Source organism: Acetobacter sp. AAB5 (assembly GCF_050106715.1).
GTDB lineage: Bacteria > Pseudomonadota > Alphaproteobacteria > Acetobacterales > Acetobacteraceae > Acetobacter > Acetobacter oryzifermentans.
This window is the reverse complement of record NZ_JBNIEW010000001.1, coordinates 49,861-69,583: the sequence shown is the minus strand read 5'-3', so window position 1 is coordinate 69,583 and position 19,723 is coordinate 49,861. Positions and strand designations below refer to the sequence as shown.

General features: G+C 53.4%; 18 protein-coding genes and 1 tRNA gene. 8 read left to right on the top strand and 11 right to left on the bottom strand.

Features of this window, described 5'->3' with window-relative positions; genetic code table 11:
- Positions 1–2 precede the first annotated feature (2 nt).
- From coaBC to ACP7IZ_RS00295, 4 genes are read left to right on the top strand one after another with little or no spacing between them, the layout of a single operon-like run.
- On the top strand, positions 3–1,235 hold the full coding sequence (coaBC, locus tag ACP7IZ_RS00310; RefSeq protein ID WP_426847394.1) for a bifunctional phosphopantothenoylcysteine decarboxylase/phosphopantothenate--cysteine ligase CoaBC: 1,233 nt from the start codon (positions 3–5) through the stop codon (positions 1,233–1,235).
- 32 nt (positions 1,236–1,267) lie between these two features.
- Positions 1,268–1,747 carry a dUTP diphosphatase gene (dut, locus tag ACP7IZ_RS00305; RefSeq protein ID WP_426847393.1) on the top strand — a complete coding sequence of 160 codons (480 nt, stop codon included), beginning with the start codon at positions 1,268–1,270 and terminating at the stop codon, positions 1,745–1,747.
- Positions 1,744–3,492: an ABC transporter permease gene (locus tag ACP7IZ_RS00300; protein WP_426847392.1), complete on the top strand. Its 1,749-nt coding sequence runs from the start codon at positions 1,744–1,746 to the stop codon at positions 3,490–3,492. The genes dut and ACP7IZ_RS00300 overlap by 4 nt, the downstream gene beginning before the upstream one ends.
- 15 nt (positions 3,493–3,507) lie before the next feature.
- Positions 3,508–4,863 (top strand): nitrate/sulfonate/bicarbonate ABC transporter ATP-binding protein, encoded by a 1,356-nt coding sequence (locus ACP7IZ_RS00295; RefSeq protein ID WP_426847391.1) that lies wholly within the window; start codon positions 3,508–3,510, stop codon positions 4,861–4,863.
- A gap of 11 nt (positions 4,864–4,874) precedes the next feature.
- Here the strand turns inward: ACP7IZ_RS00295 and msrA are convergent, their stop codons facing one another.
- The 5 genes from msrA to ACP7IZ_RS00270 form a co-directional block, all read right to left on the bottom strand.
- On the bottom strand, positions 4,875–5,411 hold the full coding sequence (gene msrA / locus ACP7IZ_RS00290) for a peptide-methionine (S)-S-oxide reductase MsrA (protein ID WP_426847390.1): 537 nt from the start codon (positions 5,409–5,411) through the stop codon (positions 4,875–4,877).
- Between the two features lie 79 nt (positions 5,412–5,490).
- The gene (locus tag ACP7IZ_RS00285) at positions 5,491–8,184 is read right to left on the bottom strand and encodes a valine--tRNA ligase (protein WP_426847646.1); all 2,694 of its coding nucleotides are present in this window, start codon (positions 8,182–8,184) and stop codon (positions 5,491–5,493) included.
- A gap of 141 nt (positions 8,185–8,325) precedes the next feature.
- Positions 8,326–8,967, bottom strand: a complete 642-nt coding sequence (locus ACP7IZ_RS00280) for a DUF2497 domain-containing protein (RefSeq protein WP_006115309.1) — start codon at positions 8,965–8,967, stop codon at positions 8,326–8,328.
- Positions 8,968–9,003: 36 nt separating this feature from the next.
- Positions 9,004–10,443, bottom strand: coding sequence for a TolC family outer membrane protein (locus ACP7IZ_RS00275; protein WP_426847388.1), 1,440 nt, complete (start codon positions 10,441–10,443; stop codon positions 9,004–9,006).
- Between the two features lie 120 nt (positions 10,444–10,563).
- On the bottom strand, positions 10,564–11,280 hold the full coding sequence (locus ACP7IZ_RS00270; RefSeq protein ID WP_426847387.1) for a protein-L-isoaspartate O-methyltransferase family protein: 717 nt from the start codon (positions 11,278–11,280) through the stop codon (positions 10,564–10,566).
- A gap of 153 nt (positions 11,281–11,433) precedes the next feature.
- Here ACP7IZ_RS00270 and ACP7IZ_RS00265 point away from each other — a divergent pair.
- Both ACP7IZ_RS00265 and ACP7IZ_RS00260 read left to right on the top strand, forming a co-directional pair.
- Positions 11,434–11,507: transfer RNA gene (locus tag ACP7IZ_RS00265), tRNA-Cys, on the top strand.
- A 358-nt stretch (positions 11,508–11,865) separates the two neighbouring features.
- Positions 11,866–12,126, top strand: a complete 261-nt coding sequence (locus ACP7IZ_RS00260; protein WP_087636314.1) for a hypothetical protein — start codon at positions 11,866–11,868, stop codon at positions 12,124–12,126.
- 429 nt (positions 12,127–12,555) lie between these two features.
- Here the strand turns inward: ACP7IZ_RS00260 and ACP7IZ_RS00255 are convergent, their stop codons facing one another.
- A complete protein-coding gene (locus ACP7IZ_RS00255) occupies positions 12,556–13,398 on the bottom strand; it encodes an SDR family NAD(P)-dependent oxidoreductase (protein WP_426847645.1) in 843 nt (280 codons plus the stop codon).
- 31 nt (positions 13,399–13,429) lie between these two features.
- On the opposite strand from ACP7IZ_RS00255, the gene ACP7IZ_RS00250 reads away from it, so the two are divergent.
- Complete coding sequence (locus ACP7IZ_RS00250; protein ID WP_426847386.1) at positions 13,430–14,578, top strand: hypothetical protein; 1,149 nt, start codon at positions 13,430–13,432, stop codon at positions 14,576–14,578.
- A 24-nt stretch (positions 14,579–14,602) separates the two neighbouring features.
- Here the strand turns inward: ACP7IZ_RS00250 and thiL are convergent, their stop codons facing one another.
- The 3 genes from thiL to nrdR form a co-directional block, all read right to left on the bottom strand.
- Positions 14,603–15,592 (bottom strand): thiamine-phosphate kinase, encoded by a 990-nt coding sequence (gene thiL, locus ACP7IZ_RS00245; protein ID WP_426847385.1) that lies wholly within the window; start codon positions 15,590–15,592, stop codon positions 14,603–14,605.
- A complete protein-coding gene (gene nusB, locus ACP7IZ_RS00240; protein ID WP_006115316.1) occupies positions 15,561–16,085 on the bottom strand; it encodes a transcription antitermination factor NusB in 525 nt (174 codons plus the stop codon). Before nusB ends, thiL begins: the two co-directional genes overlap by 32 nt.
- 65 nt (positions 16,086–16,150) lie before the next feature.
- Positions 16,151–16,627: a transcriptional regulator NrdR gene (gene nrdR / locus ACP7IZ_RS00235; RefSeq protein ID WP_006115317.1), complete on the bottom strand. Its 477-nt coding sequence runs from the start codon at positions 16,625–16,627 to the stop codon at positions 16,151–16,153.
- Positions 16,628–16,765: 138 nt separating this feature from the next.
- Here nrdR and ACP7IZ_RS00230 point away from each other — a divergent pair, with 138 nt between their 5' ends.
- The gene (locus ACP7IZ_RS00230) at positions 16,766–17,284 is read left to right on the top strand and encodes a copper chaperone PCu(A)C (RefSeq protein ID WP_426847384.1); all 519 of its coding nucleotides are present in this window, start codon (positions 16,766–16,768) and stop codon (positions 17,282–17,284) included.
- Positions 17,285–17,347: 63 nt separating this feature from the next.
- On the opposite strand, the gene glpK is transcribed toward ACP7IZ_RS00230, so the two are convergent.
- Positions 17,348–18,847 carry a glycerol kinase GlpK gene (gene glpK / locus ACP7IZ_RS00225; RefSeq protein WP_426847383.1) on the bottom strand — a complete coding sequence of 500 codons (1,500 nt, stop codon included), beginning with the start codon at positions 18,845–18,847 and terminating at the stop codon, positions 17,348–17,350.
- 27 nt (positions 18,848–18,874) lie between these two features.
- Entirely contained in the window at positions 18,875–19,705 is an 831-nt protein-coding gene (locus ACP7IZ_RS00220; RefSeq protein WP_006115320.1) for an MIP/aquaporin family protein, read from the bottom strand.
- Between the last annotated feature and the right edge of the window lie 18 nt (positions 19,706–19,723).

Sequence of the window (19,723 nt, the reverse complement as noted above, 5' to 3'; positions counted from 1 at the left end):
GTATGGACGTGGCTTTGCCTTCCCGTTCCGTTTTGCTCATTGTGGGCGGCAGTATTGCCGCCTTCAAGGCGCCGGAGTTGATACGTCTGCTTAAAGGCGCTGGCATGCAGGTGCGCTGCGTGCTTACGGAAGGCGGAAGCCAGTTTGTAACGCCCCTTACCCTGCAAGCGTTAAGTGAGCAGCCGGTTTATACAGACCTGTTCTCGTTAACGGCTGAGCAGGAAATGGGGCATATTGCGCTTTCCCGCTGGGCAGATTTGGTTCTTGTTTGCCCTGCATCTGCCAATTTACTGGCACGCATGGCCGGTGGTTTGGCGGATGATCTGGCCAGCACGCTTTTATTGGCGACAGATGCACCTGTAATGGCTGTTCCCGCCATGAATGTGAGAATGTGGGAGCACGCCGCTACGCAGCATAACGTAGCCACGTTACAGCAGCGCGGTGTGCTTGTTGTGCCGCCAGCTATTGGCCCCATGGCCTGTGGTGAATTTGGCGCAGGCCGGATGCCGGAACCCGCCGATGTTTTGGATGCCGTGCAAGCATTTTTCCGCCAGCGGCAACAGCAGAATGGCCCTTTGGCGGGTAAGTCTGTTCTGGTAACAGCGGGCCCTACGCAAGAACCGCTAGACCCGGTAAGGTATCTGGCTAACCGATCTTCCGGCAAACAGGGCTATGCCATTGCTGCTGCGTTGGCGGATCTTGGAGCTTCCGTGACATTGGTAAGTGGCCCAACCATGTTGCGCGCGCCTTCTGGTGTCACGTTTGTTCCGTGCGAAACCGCTTGCCAAATGCTGGAATGCGTTAAAGCAGCGGCCCCGTTTGATGCGGCTGTCTGCACCGCGGCGGTGGCAGATTGGCGGCCTGAGGTGCAAGCGGGGCAAAAAATTAAAAAAACCAGCCGAGACGATGTGCCCGCTCCTATTCGGCTGGTGCCTAACCCAGATATTCTGGCCGAAATTTCCGCTCCCGGCCCACAGCGCCCTATGCTTGTTGTGGGGTTTGCCGCAGAAACCGAAAAGGTTGAGGAGCACGCAACCGCCAAGCGCCAACGCAAGGGATGTGACTGGATTGTTGCAAACGATGTAAGTGCTGGCACAGGTATTATGGGGGGTGATAGAAATCAGGTTGTTCTGATAACCGCCCAAGGAAGCGAGCGCTGGCCACATATGCCAAAAGAAGAAGTTGCACAAAGGCTTGCTTCTCGCATGGCAGATTGGTTTACAGAATCCTGCTAGATTGTTTTTGAAATTTTGATAGAGGCTTGTTGATGTCTGCACCCATTTCTCCTTCGGCTGATCTTAGTGTGCAGGTGCAACGCCTCCCTCATGCGCAGGGTTTGCCCCTGCCCTCCTACGCCACGGCTGGGGCTGCGGGGATGGATTTGCTGGCCGCAGTGGCAGAGCCCGTGGTGTTGCTGCCCGGCGCACGCGTGTTGGTGCCAACCGGGCTGCGCATAGCCTTGCCCCGTGGGTATGAACTTCAGGTGCGTCCGCGTTCTGGCTTGGCTCTCAAGCACGGCATTATCCTTCCCAATTCTCCCGGAACAGTGGATGAAGATTACCGTGGAGAACTGGGGGTAATTGTGCTGAACGCCGGCCAAACCCCGTTTACCATTGAGCGCGGCATGCGTATTGCACAGGCCGTTGTGGCCCCCGTTACACGGGTGGCATGGGCCGAATGTGATGAGCTGGATGAAACCCAGCGCGGCGCAGGTGGATTTGGCAGCACGGGAACCGGAGTGCCATGAACAGAAGCTGGATGAACCTTGTACCTCGGCCACAAGGTTCGTCTTCTCTGCCTTTACGTTATCTGAACAGCGCAGATGCTCTTCTGCTTTTGTGTCTGGCGGCTGCGGCAATAGCGCTGGGGGCAGCAGTAAGGCACATGCTGGGGCCATTGGTGGCGCCCGCCAGCATGCCCATACATTTGGATATGTGGCATTTGCCCGGCTATGCGCTGCGCACAACCATACGCATGTTTGCGGCTTTGGCGTGCTCTTTGGTGTTCACGTTTGTATATGCAACGTTGGCGGCAAAAAGCAGGCGTGCAGGGCAGATTTTGATACCTTTGTTGGACGTACTGCAATCTGTTCCCATCCTTGGATTTCTGTCTTTCACCATCACGTTTTTTCTGGGGTTGTTTCCGGGGCGCATACTGGGGGCAGAATGTGCGGCAATTTTTACTATTTTCACCAGTCAGGCATGGAACATGGCGTTGGGCATGTATCAGGGCCTGCGGTCTGTGCCGCCTGAGCTGGAAGAAACCGCACGCTGTTTTGGCCTAACAAGCTGGCAGAAGTTCTGGCGGCTGGAAGTGCCCTGCACTATCCCCTCCTTGGTGTGGAACGCCATGATGTCCATGGCCGGTGGCTGGTTCATGGTGGTGTATTCTGAAAGCATTACCGTTGGCAGCACGGATATTACGCTGCCGGGCATAGGCTCCTATGTTGGTATGGCCATAGATCAGCAGAATATTGGTGCTGTAGCCGCAGCCATTGTGGCCATGATGGTTGTTATTCTGGTTTATGATCAGGTGCTGTTTCGGCCTTTGGCTGCATGGGCCACACGCTTCAGGCTGGAAAGTGTTAATACGGCCCAGGTTGTGGAGCCATGGTTTTTGCGGCTGGTGCGCCGCACGCGTTTGCTGCGGATGGGGGGCAATGCCCTGCTTTCTGTTGGGCGGCGTATAAGCTACCTGCCTCTGGGGGCTCGCCCCGATACAGTGCAAGCCACAGCGGATGACAGCAATGGTGGTGCGGATTGGCTGTGGTGGGGCTTTCTTCTGATCGTCTGCCTTGCGGCTTCATGGCAGGTGTGGGCTTACGCGCATACGCATTACACGCTTGGCCAGATTGCCTATGTGTTTGGGTTGGGTGGCATAACATTGCTGCGTGTGGTCAGTATGCTGGTGCTGGCATCGTTAATATGGGTGCCGGTGGGTATCTGGTGCGGTTTGGACCCCACGCGCGCCCGGCGGGCGCAGATATTGGCACAGTATGGGGCAGCTTTTCCGGCTAACCTGTTCTTTCCGGTGTTTGTGGTGGTGATTGTACATTTCCATCTGACGCCGGACATCTGGCTAACCCCGCTGATGATTTTGGGCGCGCAGTGGTACATCCTGTTTAACGTTATTGCTGGGGCCTCCTCCTTCCCGTCCAATTTGCTGGAAGTTGGCCGAAATCTGGAAGTAAGAGGCTGGTTCTGGTGGCGGCGCATTATACTGCCGGGCATTGCACCTTATTACCTTGTGGGCGTTATGGCGGCCGCAGGTGGCGCATGGAATGCAGCCATTGCATCGGAAGTGGCGCAGTGGGGAGAAACAACCTTAACGGCCCACGGTCTGGGCGCTTATGTTGCGCAAAGCACTCAGCTGGGAAACATTAGTAATGTTGGGTTGGGTACGGTGGTGATGTGTGTATTTGTCATGTTCACCAATGCTTTGGTATGGCGGCCTTTGTCGGACTTTGTCGCTCGTCGCCTGAAACTGAACTGAACCGGATAGAGAGCAATGGCATCTGGCCCAGAGAAAAAAACATTTCCATCCGGCTCTGTTTTGGCAGAAGCACGTCATGTTAGCCGTTTTTACCATAAGGACAGCGCTGCTGATGTGCAGGTGCTGGATAACATTAGCCTTACCTTGCATGCCGGAGAAATAGTTGGGCTGCTTGGGCGTTCAGGTTCGGGCAAATCTACCCTGCTGCGTATTCTAGCTGGTTTGCTGCCGCCCTCTTCTGGTGAGATATTGTGGAAAGGGCAGCCTCTGCATAAACCTACGCAGGAAATTGCGGTGGTGTTTCAGTCCTTCGCCCTCTTTCCGTGGATGACGGTTGAAGAAAACGTAGCGCTAGGGCTAGATGCGCGCGGAGTGCCTGCCGCAGAGCGTGACAAGCTGGTTGATGATGCCATAGATCTGATCGGCTTGGGCGGGTATGAGAATGCTTGGCCCAAGGAGCTTTCTGGCGGCATGCAGCAGCGTGTAGGGTTGGCTCGTGCTTTGGTGGTGCATCCTGACTTGTTGCTTATGGATGAGCCTTTTTCTGCCCTGGATGTGCTGACAGCGGAAAATTTGCGCACAGATCTGATAGAGCTGTGGTCGGAAGAAAAGCTGCCGGTTCAATGTATGCTGATTGTGACGCATAATATTGAAGAAGCTGTGTTGATGTGTGATCGTATCGTGATTGCATCTTCCAACCCCGGGCGCATTGCGCATGTGCTGAACGTGCCGTTTGCACACCCACGTAACCGCGAAGATGCAGAGTTCCGCCAACTGGTGGACCACATTTATGCGTTGATGACGCAGCGTGCCCCTATTGTTTCTGAAGCCGATCTGGCTCGCCGAGGTACGCCGCAAGGCGCTGCCCTTACCCGCTCCTTCCGCGCTTTGGTGCCTGTTTCTATCACTATGATGATCGGAATGATGGAGGCCTTGGCTGCGCCCCCGCTTAATGGTCGAGCAGATTTGCCGGTATTGGCAGAAAAGCTTCAGCTTGAACTGGATGATCTGTTCCCACTAGGGGAATCTCTGGAACTTTTGCGTCTGGCAGAACTGGAAGATGGAGATATCCTGCTCACCAACGAGGGCGTACATTTTGTTCTGAGCGATTTGGATGAGCGCAAGGCTATTATGGGCCACGCGTTGCTCCATAACGTGCCGTTGGTGCGTATGATCTGCACCCTGCTGGATGAACGGCCATCTCACAGCATTAAAGCAGAGCGTTTCCGTAGTGAGTTGGAAGATAGCATGTCTGCCGATTACGCGCGCCAGACACTCCAGACCATTATTGGCTGGGGCCGGTTTGCGGAACTGTTTGATTATGATGAAGAAGGAGACCGCTTTTTTCTGGAAGATGAAACTTCAGAATAAGCCGTCTGTTTTTATGCAGGGCTAAAGTAACGCGCGAACTCCTTGCGGGCTTTAGCCACTTTGGGGCTGATAACAACCTGACAGTACCTCGCCATAGGGTTGCGGGCGTAATAATCAAAATGCGCTTCTTCCGCTGGCCAGAAAGTGGTGAGAGGCTGAATTTCCGTCACCACAGGCTGATTGCCCCAGATTTTTTCCTGCGCGATTTCTTGTTTGGCGCTTTCTGCAAGCTGCTTCTGCTGGTCATTTTCATAGAAAATGACGGAGCGATACTGCGTGCCCTTATCATTCCCCTGTCGGTTCAGGGTTGTGGGGTCATGCATAACAAAGAAGATGCGTAGAATTTCAGCATAACTGATAATGGCAGGGTCAAACTCCAGCCGGATAACCTCGGCATGGCCTGTCTGCCCGGTGCACACTTGCTGATAGGTAGGGTGTTGCACAGTGCCGCCTGCATAACCCGGCGCAATAGAGAGAATGCCTTTCATGCCACGGTAAACAGCTTCCAGACACCAGAAGCACCCACCGCCGAGTATTGCTGTTTCCATGCTGCTGTTCTCTCCTGCTTGTATGCTCATATAGCCTGCCAGCAATTAAGCCAGCAGGCTATATGGGATCGCGCGGTTGTTACCCTATGCGAGATAGAGCTGCCTTCAGGCGCACGCACTCACCCTGCTGCGCTTCCAGACGGTCCCGCATTTCCTGCACCACTTCGGGTTTGGCGCGTGTAACAAAGTTTTGGTTGCCAAGTTTCTTTTCAGTTTTGGCAACTTCATCTTCCGCCTTACCCAGTTCCTTTTTCAGGCGGGCGCGTTCGGCATCCAGATCAATCAACCCGGCTAGCGGGATGATAAGAGTTGCCTCATCCACCACAGCCTGCGCGGAACCGTGCGGAATATCACCCTGCAATGGCGCAATTTCAGAAACACGTGCCATGCGGCCAATGGCTTCCTGCCAACGCTGTGCGTGGTCCAATGTTTGCGGCAAGGCATCTTTCAAAAACACTGGGGCTTTCTGTGCTGGTGGCACGTTCATTTCAGCCCGCACTGTACGGATTTCCGTAATCAGGCGAATAATCTGGTCGCACTCTGCCTGAGCCGCTTCTGCACCGGCTGGCACAACAGGTTCTGGCCAGCTTGCAGAAATAAGGCTGCCTTCTTCCCCATATCCAAAGGAGTGCCACAGCGTATCCGTTACAAACGGAATAACAGGTTGTAGCAGGCGCAGGATAACGCCCAGAACATAAGCCGCTACAGCGCGAATTTCTGCAGCTTCGGCTTCATCCGTAGAGTTAAATACGGGCTTTGCGAACTCAAGGAACCAGTCACAGAAGCGGTTCCATACAAAGCGGTAGCAACTGAGTGCGTATTCATCAAAACGGTAGGAATCCAGCGCACGCGTTGCTTCTGTAATAGCAGCGGCCGCTTCGGCAATAATCCACCGACCAAGCGGAGATTTAACGGTTGCCGGATCAAACCCTTCAACAGGTTTAACGCCATTCATTTCACAGAAGCGAGCGGCATTCCACAGCTTGGTAATGAAGGCACGGTAATCTTCTACCCGTTTGCGACCCAGTTTAACGTCTCGCCCAATGCCGGTGAGTGCGCAAATGGTAAAGCGCATAGCGTCCGCACCGTACTGGTCGATCAGTTCCAGCGGATCAATACCATTGCCTTTGCTCTTGGACATTTTCTGCCCGTGCTCATCGCGCACAAGGCCATGAATGAAAATGTTGCGGAACGGCACATCATGCATGAAGTGCTGGCCCATCATCATCATCCGGGCAACCCAGAAGAAGATGATGTCAAAGCCTGTTACCAGAACATCAGTTGGGTAATACCGGGCGAGTTCTGGTGTTTTATCTGGCCAGCCCAATGTGGAGAACGGCCATAGGGCGGAAGAAAACCACGTGTCCAGCACATCATCATCACGCCGCAGTACTTCTACCTTGCCGTAATGGGCGTTGGCCTGTGCCTGCGCATCGGCTTCATCATGCGCCACAAACACATGTTCGTCTGGGCCATACCATGCCGGAATACGATGGCCCCACCAAAGCTGGCGCGAAATACACCAAGGCTGGATATCACGCATCCAAGCAAAGAAGGTGTTTTCCCACTGTTTGGGAATAAAGCTGGCGCGGCCGGATGTAATGGCTTCCACGGCTGGGCCAGAGAGCTTGCCAGCATCACAATACCATTGCGTGGTTAGGCGTGGTTCAATAACCGCTCCACCACGTTCAGCATGCGGCACCTGATGGCGATGGGGTTCGATTTTTTCCAGCCAGCCATCTTCTTCCAGACGGGCGACAATAGTTTTACGTGCTTCCTCGCGGGAAAGGCCAGCCAGACTGCGCACAAAGGCTGGGTCAGCCAGTCCTTCAACGGCGCTGAGGTCTTGCTCAATTTCATCCAGCACAATGCGGGCCTGATCGTCCAGAACAGAGATCATGGGCAGGTTGTGGCGGCGGCCGACTTCGAAGTCATTAAAATCGTGCGCGGGAGTGATTTTAACGGCACCCGTGCCTTTTTCCGGGTCCGAATGTTCATCTGCAACAATCGGAATCAGGCGGCCAGTCAATGGCAGACGAACGGATTTACCAATCAGGTTTTTATAGCGCTCATCTTCTGGGTGAACGGCTACAGCGGTATCGCCCAGCATGGTTTCTGGCCGCGTGGTGGCAACGGTAATTGTTGCATCCCCAGCGCCTTCAACAGGGTAGCGAATATACCATAGATTACCGGCAACATCCTTGCTTTCCACTTCCAGATCAGAAATGGCGGAGCGGAAAACCGGGTCCCAGTTTACCAACCGGCGATCACGATAAATCAGCCCTTCATTATAAAGGGTTACGAACACTTCCCGCACTGCGCGGGAAAGGCCTTCATCCATCGTAAAGCGTTCACGCGGCCAATCGAGAGAGGAGCCAAGGCGGCGAAGCTGCTTTGTAATGCCGCCGCCGGATTGTTCCTTCCATTCCCACACGCGCTCAATAAACGCATCACGGCCCATTTCCTGGCGGGTTTTGCCTTCGGTGGCCAAGGTGCGTTCCACCACCATCTGGGTGGCAATGCCTGCGTGGTCTGTGCCGGGCTGCCACAGGGTGTCAAACCCCTGCATACGCTTCCAGCGGATAAGCGTGTCCTGCAATGTCATGGTAAGGGCATGGCCCATGTGCAGGGTGCCGGTAACATTCGGCGGTGGAATCATAATGGTAAACGGCTTTTTGCCGCTGCTGGGCTGTGCAGAAAATGCCTTTCTGCTTTCCCATAATTCGTACAGACGTGTTTCTATCTGGGCCGGCTCAAAAGACTTGTTCAGCATATGTATTCCACCACACAACGTAAAAAAGGCGGCAGGCATGTACTGCCTCCGCCTTTGCAGAGCAATCATCCGGTTTTTGGCAGAGCACCCGTTACTGAAATGTGTGCGTTCACCCAGTAACGGCGTGTCTGGTTTCCGGTATTACAGACCGCGCTGCGTCAGACGTTCCACTTCCTTACGGACAGCAGCCTGCACGATGCCTGCAAGATGTGCATCCAGCCACTTTTTAAGGAATACGCGCACTTCCTGGCGCACGATATCTTCAACAGTCAGAGACCCTTCATGTGAAATAGCCACTTTTCTCTCCTCATGCTCTCTTAGATACTTATCCTGCAGGGTTTTCTGCAGAACAGCGAATGAATTTGATGTATCTGACATGGTTTCGTCATTCAGGGGGATTGGGAGAGGACCAGACATATCGTGTTCTGCCTTTTCAGTTAGCGGGATCTGTCTCAGATCAGTTACGGATAGGATACCGTCATCATGAGCGATAGGTGATGACTGCACAAGAGCCGTGTCTTCTCCCATATTGACTGGATGATGCGCTGAACTGTTGGGCTGGCTGGAATGATGATCCGGCTGCGATTCCTGCACAAGCCCTTCCATCATGGAAGGGGAAAGAACCAGCATATCGTCGTCTTCATCACCCTCTGCGGAGTCTGTGTCCGAAGAAGGGGGAGCCATGGCTGCCAGATGCTCATCATGCAGGGTCTGCCGTATAGAAGACAGCACATCTGCTACTGATTTACCTGTGCCTTCAGATGGATCCTGTGACGATGCCATACAATAACCCCTGCCCTTACCCTTGCTGTTCAGCTTTTAGCGCCCTGGCTGGCTGACCGCATAATCGTTCAGCCCCCAAAGACGATCTTTTACAGCGTTATAGTAAGCTTTGTCATCATAAAGAGGAACATTCAACTTGAGATCGGCTGCGGTTAGGCGGCCAATGGCTGCGGCAACGTTGTACGAAGTCAGCACCATATTGCTTAAGCTTTGTACAAGGGCCACCTGCGCCTGCAGCAAAGTTTGCTGTTGCTGCAACACTTCCAGCGTTGTGCTGGTGCCTACAATAGCCTGACGTTCCACCCCATCAAGAGCCACGGTGCCTGCCTGAATAGCGGCGCGGTTACTGTTGATTGCGGCCTGATAGGCAACCAGTTTCTGCCAGTTTGAAACAGCATCCTGCGCGGCCGTTCTGCGCTGCACATCAACTTCACGGTGTGCTGCTTGCGCCTGCTGCTTGGCCTGCCGCACAGCTGCGTATTCTGAGCCCCCCTGATAAACCGGGATATTGAAGTTGATCATGGCGTATTTGTTTTCGTCAATCTGGTTATTCAGGCTTTGGTTTACCTGCCTGGAATAAGCCAGAGTGGCGGAAACTTTTGGCATAATTGCTGCCATTGCAACGGATACCGCATCTTTTTGGGAAGATTCGGTAAAGAGTGCATTGATGACATCTGGATTGTTTTTAACCGCCATAGCTGCGGCCATCTGCTCATTTTTAACAGGCAATACCAAAGGCTGCGGCGGCACCAGATTAGGCGGCGGCGCCATGCCGATAATCTGCATATATGTGGCCTGTGCAGTTTGAAGTGTGCCTTCAGATTGCTGGCGGGTGGCTTTGGCTGTTGCATAAGCAGATTCAGCCTGCGCAACGTCTGTGCGCGTAATTTCCCCTACCCGGAAGCGTTCATTCGTTGCGCGGAGCTGTTGTTGAAGCACGCGTTCGTTGTTGATGTTCAACTGCAGGAGCTGCTCATCTTCAATAACGGAAACATACGCATTCACAACCTGCTTGAACACTTGCTGTTCGGCAGAAATCAGATGCGCGCGGGCTGCCATAACTTTGTTAACAGCTTGATGCGTGGAAGCCGTGGTTTTGCCACCCGTATATAGCGGCTGATTAACAGTTACGCCTGCCGTATAACCAGGGGTGTTATATTGGCGAATATAACCAGTAGAAGGCTGATCTGCCTCACCCTGATAATCGTTCACACCCTTATAGTATGTTAGGCCTACTGTGCCGGTTACGGTTGGCCGCCAGCCAGCCAAAGCGGTTGGCACCTGTTCATCGGTAGCGCGTAAGGTGGCGCGTGCTTCCTGAAGGGTCGGGTTTGTCAGATAGGCCGCAGCAAGTGCTTCCTGCAGCGTATGTGGCACAAAGGTTGGCGAACCACTGCCATCGTATTTCTGCCCCCATGCAGTGGAACTGCATAGCACAACAGCCATACCCACCCCTGCTCCGCAAATACGCCGCATCTGATACTCCTGATTCAGTTACCGTATTGCCGCTTAAGGCACTGCTCATGCCACGATACTGAACCTATTTCTACAAATTTGTAATCATCTGCGGCAGAATATATTTCTAAAAGTTTATTTCTAGAATTCAAAAGTAACGGGTGCGGCAAGATCGGGCAGTAAAGGTAGCTGTGTTTCAAAAAGGTTAGTGACAATAAAACTGGACGCACTTTCTGGCTCTCTTCTGGCCGTAAAAGCTTCTGCTAATCTATTGGGGGTGGCCATAACACCAGCCATGATGCCGGATGTGGCCAGTTGCGCAGCACAAAAAGCGGGAAAACGCAGAATAGCACCATCAAAATAAATGACATCATAAGGCGTGTTGCCCGTTGCGCCCTCGCTAAGGGGCGCGATGGTCCATGAAACGTTCAGAGCTTCTTGCTGGCAGAAGTGCTGCCCTTGTTCGGCAAGGCGTATGTTTGATTCAAGCGCCGTAACATCGGCACCAAGGGCGGCAAAAAGTGCTGCTGTGTACCCGGTTGCTGCCCCCACAACAAGAACCCGCGCCTTTTCTACTGGCATAACGGCCTGCACAAGGCGCGCTGTGAGCAAAGGTTGAGGCAATGCACGCCCCTGCCCTAGAGGGAGTGTCATATCTGCATAAGCTACAGATTGCTGATCGGGCATAACACAGCATTCGCGGGGTAATTCCCGCATGACCGATAATAATGAGAGGTTTGTAATTTCTGAAGGACGAAGCTGATCGTCCACCATAAGGTTACGAGCTGTTTCCATATCTTTATCTTTTGGATACGGCATTGGGTAGGAATTCTGCTGTATTGCGGCCTGAAGTATCACGTTTTCCTATCCCTTGCGGTTAAGGTTTATGCCCTTTGCAGTTCCTGCCAGATTAAGGGCAAAACATTTTGTGACACACAGATTTAAAATTCGCACAACACAACGGCTTGACCAATGCGCCAGAACAGGAGATAAGGCTCCCCATCACCCGATGGTCTGGTGGCAGAATGGTGATGCAGCGGACTGCAAATCCGCGAATGTGGGTTCGATTCCCGCCCAGACCTCCATTTCCCTACGAAACTAAAAGACAATGCTTGACATTTTCCGCAGAAAACTGCGGTTGTCAGCTCTTATTCGTATGACATGGAATGACGCGGCGGAAGATGCCGGAATTTGTCGCGCAAAGCCCCGAAATAAACCCCACTTAAATGAGCTGATTCGGAAGAGATTTACCTGCGTGAAGGCAGATGATTTTTCTGCTGTCAGGAAAAGCTGCCCTATTGCACGTATAGCTTACAATGTGTGTTCAGAAGCCCTTGGGGAGTCTGCATATTTTGGGTGGTCTGGGGTGCAGGTAGAAGCGTTGCTACTTGTGGCTGCTGCGTTCACATTCCCGCTGTCATAATTTTGCAAAGGAATACTCTCGTGGGTAATGACACTACAGCACAAAATGGCGTTCTGCGTTCCGTTAAGGTGCAGAAGGATGGAAGCACCAAAGCTAAGCTGTGCTTTACAAAGCAGGATCAGAATATTGAATTTTCTGTAACGGTCACCCTGCCCCCAACGCCTGGTGCAAGTGCCGATGCTGCTTTTGTTGATACAGCCAATCTGCTGGGCCTGACCAAGGTTGCTATTCAGAAACTGGCAAAAGATCAGAACATCACGCTTCCAAATTTTGCGGAATAAAAGATACTGCGGGCAGCGAATCTGTAAAAGGTGCTGCTGCCCGCATATCTTGGGCTCCGGTGTGCCATGCCGGGTATAAATATTTCGTAAAATAAGGGCTTGGCTTGTGCAGAAAAAATTTGCTGATGTTTTTTTGGAGAAAGTAGAACAGATAAACGCTGGGCGGACTATTTATGCCAGCGCAGGTGCTTTTTTATGTGTCTGTTTTATGCTGGGGTTGGCTAATCTGATCTGCCATTTTGGCCTGCATATTGATCTGGCGTATCTGGTGCGAGATCTTATTTTTATCATGGCATTTTATTTTTTCCTGCCGCCTCTCATTTTATGGGTTGGAAAAGGCAGATTACCGGGTGGTGAGAGTTAGTTTTTTTCGCTCCATCAAGCTTGTGCTTCACTTTTTTTCAAGCAGCACAAGCTATCCAGAAAAACTTATTGTCGCTCTTTTTGGCCAACAATCAGGCTGCGTAAAATGCGTTCGCGCAGGCATTGAGGCAGCAGCCGCTCAAGAACGCGCAGCACCCGAAATGGCCACGGAAAGATATAAACTTTCTTTCTTTTGGTAATGGCCCGGATAATGCGGCGTGCAGCACTTTTGGCTGAAACCAGAAAAGGCCGTGGCCCTTCCAGCCTGCGGCTCATAGGCGTGTCTATAAAGCCGGGCACAATCAGCGTGAGGCCCACACCTTTATCTTCCCACGCCAGTCCTGCCGCACGCGCAAAAAAATCCAGCCCACATTTAGAGCTGCTATAGGCAGGAGAGCACGGTAGTTCGTAAAAACCTGCAACAGAGCCGATAAGGGCAATATGCCCGCCTCCATTAGGAATCATATTCTGGGCAGCGGCTGTGGCCAAAGCTACGGGCGTGGCATAGTTAACCTGCGCGAGCTGCAAGACCTTTTGCGGGTCTTCTGTCATGCTGTCTAATGGCTGTATGTCAGAGAGCCCTGCCCCCAGAATAACCAGATCAGGTTTATGCTCAGCATAATCTGCCTCAAATGCCGCCAGAGCAGCTTCACCATCACACAGATCAATCTGGCGGGTAAAAACAGCAGAGCCGCGTGCACAGCACGTTGTGGCAATTTCTGTCAGCCGTTGCGGGTTTCTGCCCCATAGTATCAGTGTCCGGCCTGGCCGTGCGTAACGTTTGGCCAGTTCCATTCCAATTCCGCCGGTGGCCCCAGTCAGCAGAACAGAGCGTGCGGTGTGTTTTCCGTTCGCAACAACTTTCACACTTTTCCCTTTCCCAATGCTGCGTAATAAGGCATCACCCACTGGCTTTTGGCTTTCACACAACGGAGTGGCAATGTCTTCCCCCACTCAGATTACGGTTACACCTGTTTCGGGTTCACGCCAGCTTTCTCTCTTTATAAAACTACCACGCCTTCTTTACGATGGCTTGCCAAGTTATGTGCCTCCTTTAGATATGGAGCAGCGGGATATTTTTTCACCCACGCATGCACCATTTTTTGAGCACGGCTTTGCTTGTTATTTTCTTGCGTGGCGGAATGGAAAGCCCATTGGGCGTATATCTGCCCAGATAGATGCCTTGGCTCTCAAGCAGCCCGGCCCGCGCACAGGCTTTTTTGGGGCGCTGGATACGCTGGAGCCGGAATGCGTGGCCCCATTGCTTGAAGCCGCGATACAATGGCTGAAATTGCGCAAAATTGAGCGCATACGTGGCCCGTGGACACTGAATAGCAATGGTGAATCCGGGATTATGGTGGAGGGGCAAGATGAGCCCCCCATGATTGGCATACCGTGGCACCCCAAAACTCTGGGGCCAGCGGTTGAGGCTGCTGGGTTTAAGCGTGCGGTAGATTTGCTATCCTACCGGATGGAAACCAGCCCTTCTGCCGAGCGCGCAAACCAGATACCTGCCAACATTCGGCAGCGCTTGGGTGCAATTACCATGCGCGGCCTGCGTAAGGATAAGGTGAATGAAGATGCCGAAATCCTGCGCGAAATCTATAATGATGCGTGGTCTGATACGTGGGGAAATATTCCCCTTACGCAGGATGAGGTCAAAAGCCTGCTAAAAGCGCTTAAGCCCATTTTGCGGCCAGAACAGTATGTGCTGGCTGAAGTGGCCGGAGAACCGGCTGCCATTGCGCTGGTTATTCCCAACATGTTTGATATCAGCGGTGATCTGGGTGGTGCGCCCTCTCCGCTGGGCTGGCTCAAGCTGGCTTCTCGCGTAATGAGCCATGATTTCCGGTCTGCGCGGGTGGTGCTGCTGGGTGTGCGCAAGAAGTATCTCGGCACCGCCCTGCGCGCCATGCTCCCTGCCCTGATTATTGATGAACTGATGAAGCGTGGCCATGTGCTGCCTTATCGCAGTATTGAGCTAGGCTGGGTGCTGGAAACGCATGAAGGCCTGCGTAAGCTGATTGAGCGCATTTCTCCCACGCCTTACAAACGGCACCGAATGTACGAAAAACTTCTGGCAGAATAAATCGCGCTCTGGCGGGTGGAACGCCTAAAGGTGGCTCCACCCGTGGGAACGGAATTGCAGGCTTTTGCCTGCGCTATCTACAACCGTTACGCCTGTAGATCCCTGCGTAAATTCTCCGATACGGGTTACTTTTATGGGGCCGCAGGCGGTATCTAATACGCCTTTGCGCAGCAATGAGGCTTCATGCTGCGTGGGAACGGCAAATAAAATCTCGTAATCATCGCCGCCAGTCAGGCAGGTTTCCAGCCATTTGGGGCCTGCTTGGCGAGCTGCGTCTGATAGAGGAACGGTATCTGCGTGGATGGTCACATGCAGCGTGTTTTCCCGCGCGAGATGCCCTGCATCTTGGAGCAAACCGTCTGAAATATCCATGGCAGCAGAAGCAAGGCCATATAAGGGTAAACCAATACGGGGCTGTGGCAGGCGATAACGCTGCGCCAGATGGCCAGATGGATCAGGTATTTCACCTTTAAGGGCGCGTAGGCCTAATGCGCCATCACCAATAGTGCCGGTAACCCATAAACCATCACCAGCCTGCGCGCCTTGTCGGCGGATAGCCTGACCCGGCAACACAGAACCAAGAATGGTGAGCGATAAGACCAGCGGACCACGGGTGGAGGTTGTATCGCCCCCCAGTAACTGGAGCCCGAATTGCTCCTGATCCGCTTTGAGCCCTTTGCAAAACTGCGCCACCCACTGTTCGGTAATATGAGGCGGGCGTGCAAATGTTAGCAGCCAACCTTCCGGGCGGCTGCCCATGGCAGCCAGATCAGACAGGTTACAGCGTAGCAGCTTGCGGCCAATGGTTTCTGGCGGATCATCAGGCAGAAAGTGAACATTTTCTACCATACCATCCGCTGCAATCACCAGTTCTCGCCCTTCGGGCGGCGTGAAAACAGCGGCGTCATCCCTCAATTCAAGGGCAGCAGCCCCAGCCAGAGCAGAAAAGTGCTGCCGGATAAACGCAAATTCCTGCGGCAGATCAGTCTGGTTGCTGGGTTTGTTCTGTATCATGGTTCCGTTCAGCCGCCAGACGTTTGAAGAGCGTATCCAGAACGCCGTTCACAAGGCGCGGTTCGTCACCAGAGAAGAAGGCGTGGGCCACGTCCATATATTCGTTGATCAGCACAGGGGCTGGCGCATCGCCTTCTGTTGCTTCTGCCGCGGCAGCCAGAAGCAATGCGCGCAATACGGGGTCTAGCCGTGCAATGGGCCACGTTTCTGGAAGCGTTTTTTCAACTTCCTGCGTAACCTGCGTGCGTAGGGAGGTTACCAGCCGCACAATGTGGCTGAAAAGCTGTGTATCGGCCTCTGGAATGCAGCCGTCTTCATAGCTTGCGCCGTCCAGCGTTGTGCCAAACCGATGGACCAGAAACTGTTCAATAACGTTTTCTGGGCGGTCTCCATTCTGGTCAATCTGGAACAGGGCCTGCACAGCGGCAACGCGTGCTGCCGTGCGGGGCCGTTGCGCCCCTTTCAAACGGGGTTCGTCCTGTAGTTCTGTCATCCATCCCTCCTGCCCGGCCAGTCAGTTGCAAAGCCGGGTTTCATGGCGCTTTTCTGTTCTAAGGTCTAGTCTTTTCCGGGGGCTGGGGCGCCACCTGATTCCATAAGGTTCAGAATTTCTGAAAAATCCTTGGCTTCCGTAAAATCGCGGTACACGCTTGCAAACCGCACATATCCAACGCCATCCACTTCCTTAAGGGCATCCATTGCCAGTTCACCTATGCGGGTGGATGTCACCTCGGTTTCTCCGTTCCCCTCAAGCTGGCGCACAATGCCGGTAACAATCTGCTCAATCTGTTCTTCGGAAACAGGGCGTTTGCGCAGGGCAATGCGGATGGAGCGTGCAATTTTTTCCCGATCAAAGGGCGCGCGCCTGCCATCGTTTTTCACCACAACCAGCTCTCGCAGTTGCACACGTTCTACCGTGGTAAAACGCTGCCCGCAGGACAGGCATGCACGCCGCCGCCGAATGGCCAGTCCTTCCTCATTGGGGCGACTGTCCTTGACCTGACTATCTGGGTTCCCGCAAAAAGGGCAACGCATGGTGGTATCAACCTTCCCTCAGGCGCATTTTTGGCTGGCGTTTTCTGTTGTTAAAAGAGCGCGTATGTAAAGGCACCACTTATTTCTTTTGGGCCGTTTCGTCCATACCATGTGGCGGTCCATCTGGATGGAGAAATTATGAAACGCAGCCATTTTGCTGTTCTGTTCTGTGCAGCTCTTTCTTGTTCAGCCTATGCCTTACCGCAGGCGTTGGCCGATAATCAGCCTCCCCAGCCCGTTTTGCCGGAGCAGGTGAACGCTCAAAAAGATATTACCATATTTGACACATCTCTGCATCTGGCATCGGAAGGAGAACCGGCAACAGTTTATTTTGCCCTGTCCAATGCCAGTGAAACCGCGCATCTGCTTACGGGGGTAAGTTCTCCCGTTTGCCAGAAACTGGTGGGCCATCATGCCGATCAGGAAAGCACAGGCGGTACTAGGGTGCTGTTTACCCATCTTGCCCTGCCGGGCAACTCTACACTGGTGTTTCCGCCGGGCGGATACCACCTGCTCTGCTTTGGCCTTTCCAATAACGTGCACGCCAATCAGAACGTGCCATTTACATTTACATTTATGGGTGGATCTTCAAAAACCGTATCTGTTCCTGTTCAGGATGCAGGCACAGATGCAGAAAGCGACCATAAGCCAGACTGATTACGCCTTAATTCAGCAAAGCGTTGCTCTGGCAGGAAAGATCTTCCCGCCAGAGCTTGTTTTTTAGCTGCCCGTATAGGTGCTAAGGGTGCGCTTAACCGCCTGATGCCATCCGGCAATCATGGTGCGGCGCTGTTCATTTTCCATTTTAGGTTCGAACAGAGAGCCCCGTGCCCATTCGGAAGCCACGGTCTGCTCGCTATCCCACACACCTGTTGCAATGCCCGCCAGAAAGCCTGCGCCCAGAGCGGTGGTTTCCACATTGCGTGGACGTTCCACCTTGGCCTGCAGCATGTCTGCAAGAAACTGGCAGTACCAGTCATTGGCAGACATGCCGCCATCTACGCGAATGCTATCTGTGGTGCCACCGCCATCCTGCATCATGGCTGTAACCAGATCGAGCGTCTGATAGGCTACGGATTCCAAAGCAGCACGGGCAATATGCGCAGCACTTGAATCCAGCGTAAGGCCGCAAATCAGCCCGCGTGCATCCGGGTCCCAATGCGGGGCGCCTAGGCCTACAAAGCCCGGCACCATGTAAACGCCGTGGCTATCTGGCACACGTGTCGCCATATCATCGGTTTGAGATGCGTGGGTGATCAGGTGCAGCCCATCACGCAACCATTTGATAGCGGCACCCGCCACAAAAATGGAGCCTTCCAGCGCGTAGGTGGTTTTGCCATTAATACGGTAGGCAATGGTGGTGAGCATGCGGTTGCGAGATGTTACGGGTTTATCCCCCGTATTCAGCAGCAAAAAGCAGCCTGTGCCATAGGTGGCCTTGGCCATACCTGGTGTAAAGCACGCCTGCCCGACCACAGCGGCCTGCTGATCCCCCGCAATACCTGCGATAGGAATAGGCCGGCCGAACAGTTCGGGATCAGTTTCACCGTAAATGCAGCTGCTATCTTTCACTTCTGGCAGAAGTGCCGCAGGTACGCGGAAAAGACGCAGAAGGTCTTCATCCCACTGTTGGCGGTGGATATCAAACAACATGGTGCGAGATGCGTTGGTGACATCCGTTGCATGTACCTTGCCGCCAGTCAGGCGCCACAGAATGAAGGAATCAATGGTGCCAAAAGCCAGTTCGCCTTTTTCTGCACGCTCACGGGCCTGAGGCACGTTATCCAGCAGCCATGCCAGCTTGGTGGCGGAAAAATACGGATCAATCAAAAGCCCGGTGCGTTCGCGCACCAGTGTTTCTGCGCCTTCATCACGCAGTTTCTGGCACACATTGGCCGTGCGCCGATCCTGCCAGACAATGGCGCGGTGGATAGGCTTACCAGTGGCGCGTTCCCACACCACAATGGTTTCGCGCTGGTTGGTAATGCCAATGCCCGCCACCCGATCTGCCGCGCCAGATTTCTCCAGCGCTGTGCGTGCGGTGTTAACGACATCTTTCCAGATATCTTCCGGGCAGTGTTCTACCCAACCCGCCTTGGGGTAATGCTGTGCAAACTCCTCTCTGGCGGCAGCGAGTTCCTGCGCATCACGATCAAAGACAATGCTGCGTGTTGATGTCGTTCCCTGATCAATAGCCAGGACACAGTCTTGCTTACTCATTAAGGAGTATCCTTCTGCGTGTTGCGGTCAGTCTGCCGCCGTCGTGGTCACCCGGGCCCTTGCGGGCATAAATGGGCGGAGAAGTGTCTGGTAAAGTGTGGCACCCACTAAACCGCCCACCATGGGGCCAGCAATAGGCATCCACCAATAATTGCCGGGGGAAGGAAACGCGGCACGTCCCCATCCTGCAACAAAACAGAAAATGCGCGGCCCAAGATCGCGCGCAGGGTTGAGCGCCCAGCCTTCCAGAAAGCCGGAAGATGCACCCAAAATGGCAACCAGCAAGCCAATAATCAGCGCACCGGAATTAGCCTGCGGGGCCACGGTATTGTATTCACAGGTAATGGCAAAAATACCCAGTACCAAAATAGCGGTAAGGATAACCTCATTCATCATGGCGTGAAGTGGGGTTACAAAATCACCGGGATGGGTAAAGAAAACGCCAGAAGCCGCGCCGTCATTCACCCAGTCCAGATGATTGGCGAGCGCGTAATGCTGGATAACAGAGCCATACAGGGCATATACAAGCGAAGCGCCTAAAAAGCCGCCCCCAACTTGCGCCACCCAATAAGGCACAACTTTTTTCCAAGAAAAACCACGGTAGCATGCCAAAGCCAGCGTAACGGCCGGGTTGGCATGCGTGCCAGATACAGAACCAGTGACATAGATGGCCAGCGTAACAGCCAGCCCCCACGTAATGGCAACACCCCAGTAAGCCTGCTTGAAGGGGCTGGGATCATACAGCGAGAACATTGCTGCCACTGAATCCCCTATAGTCACAATAATCATAACAGCCAGACATTCGGCTATCATTTCCCCAAGCAGGGCTTTTCCTGTTTTTTCCATGACCTTCCTCATTATTATTTTTCTTGTTGG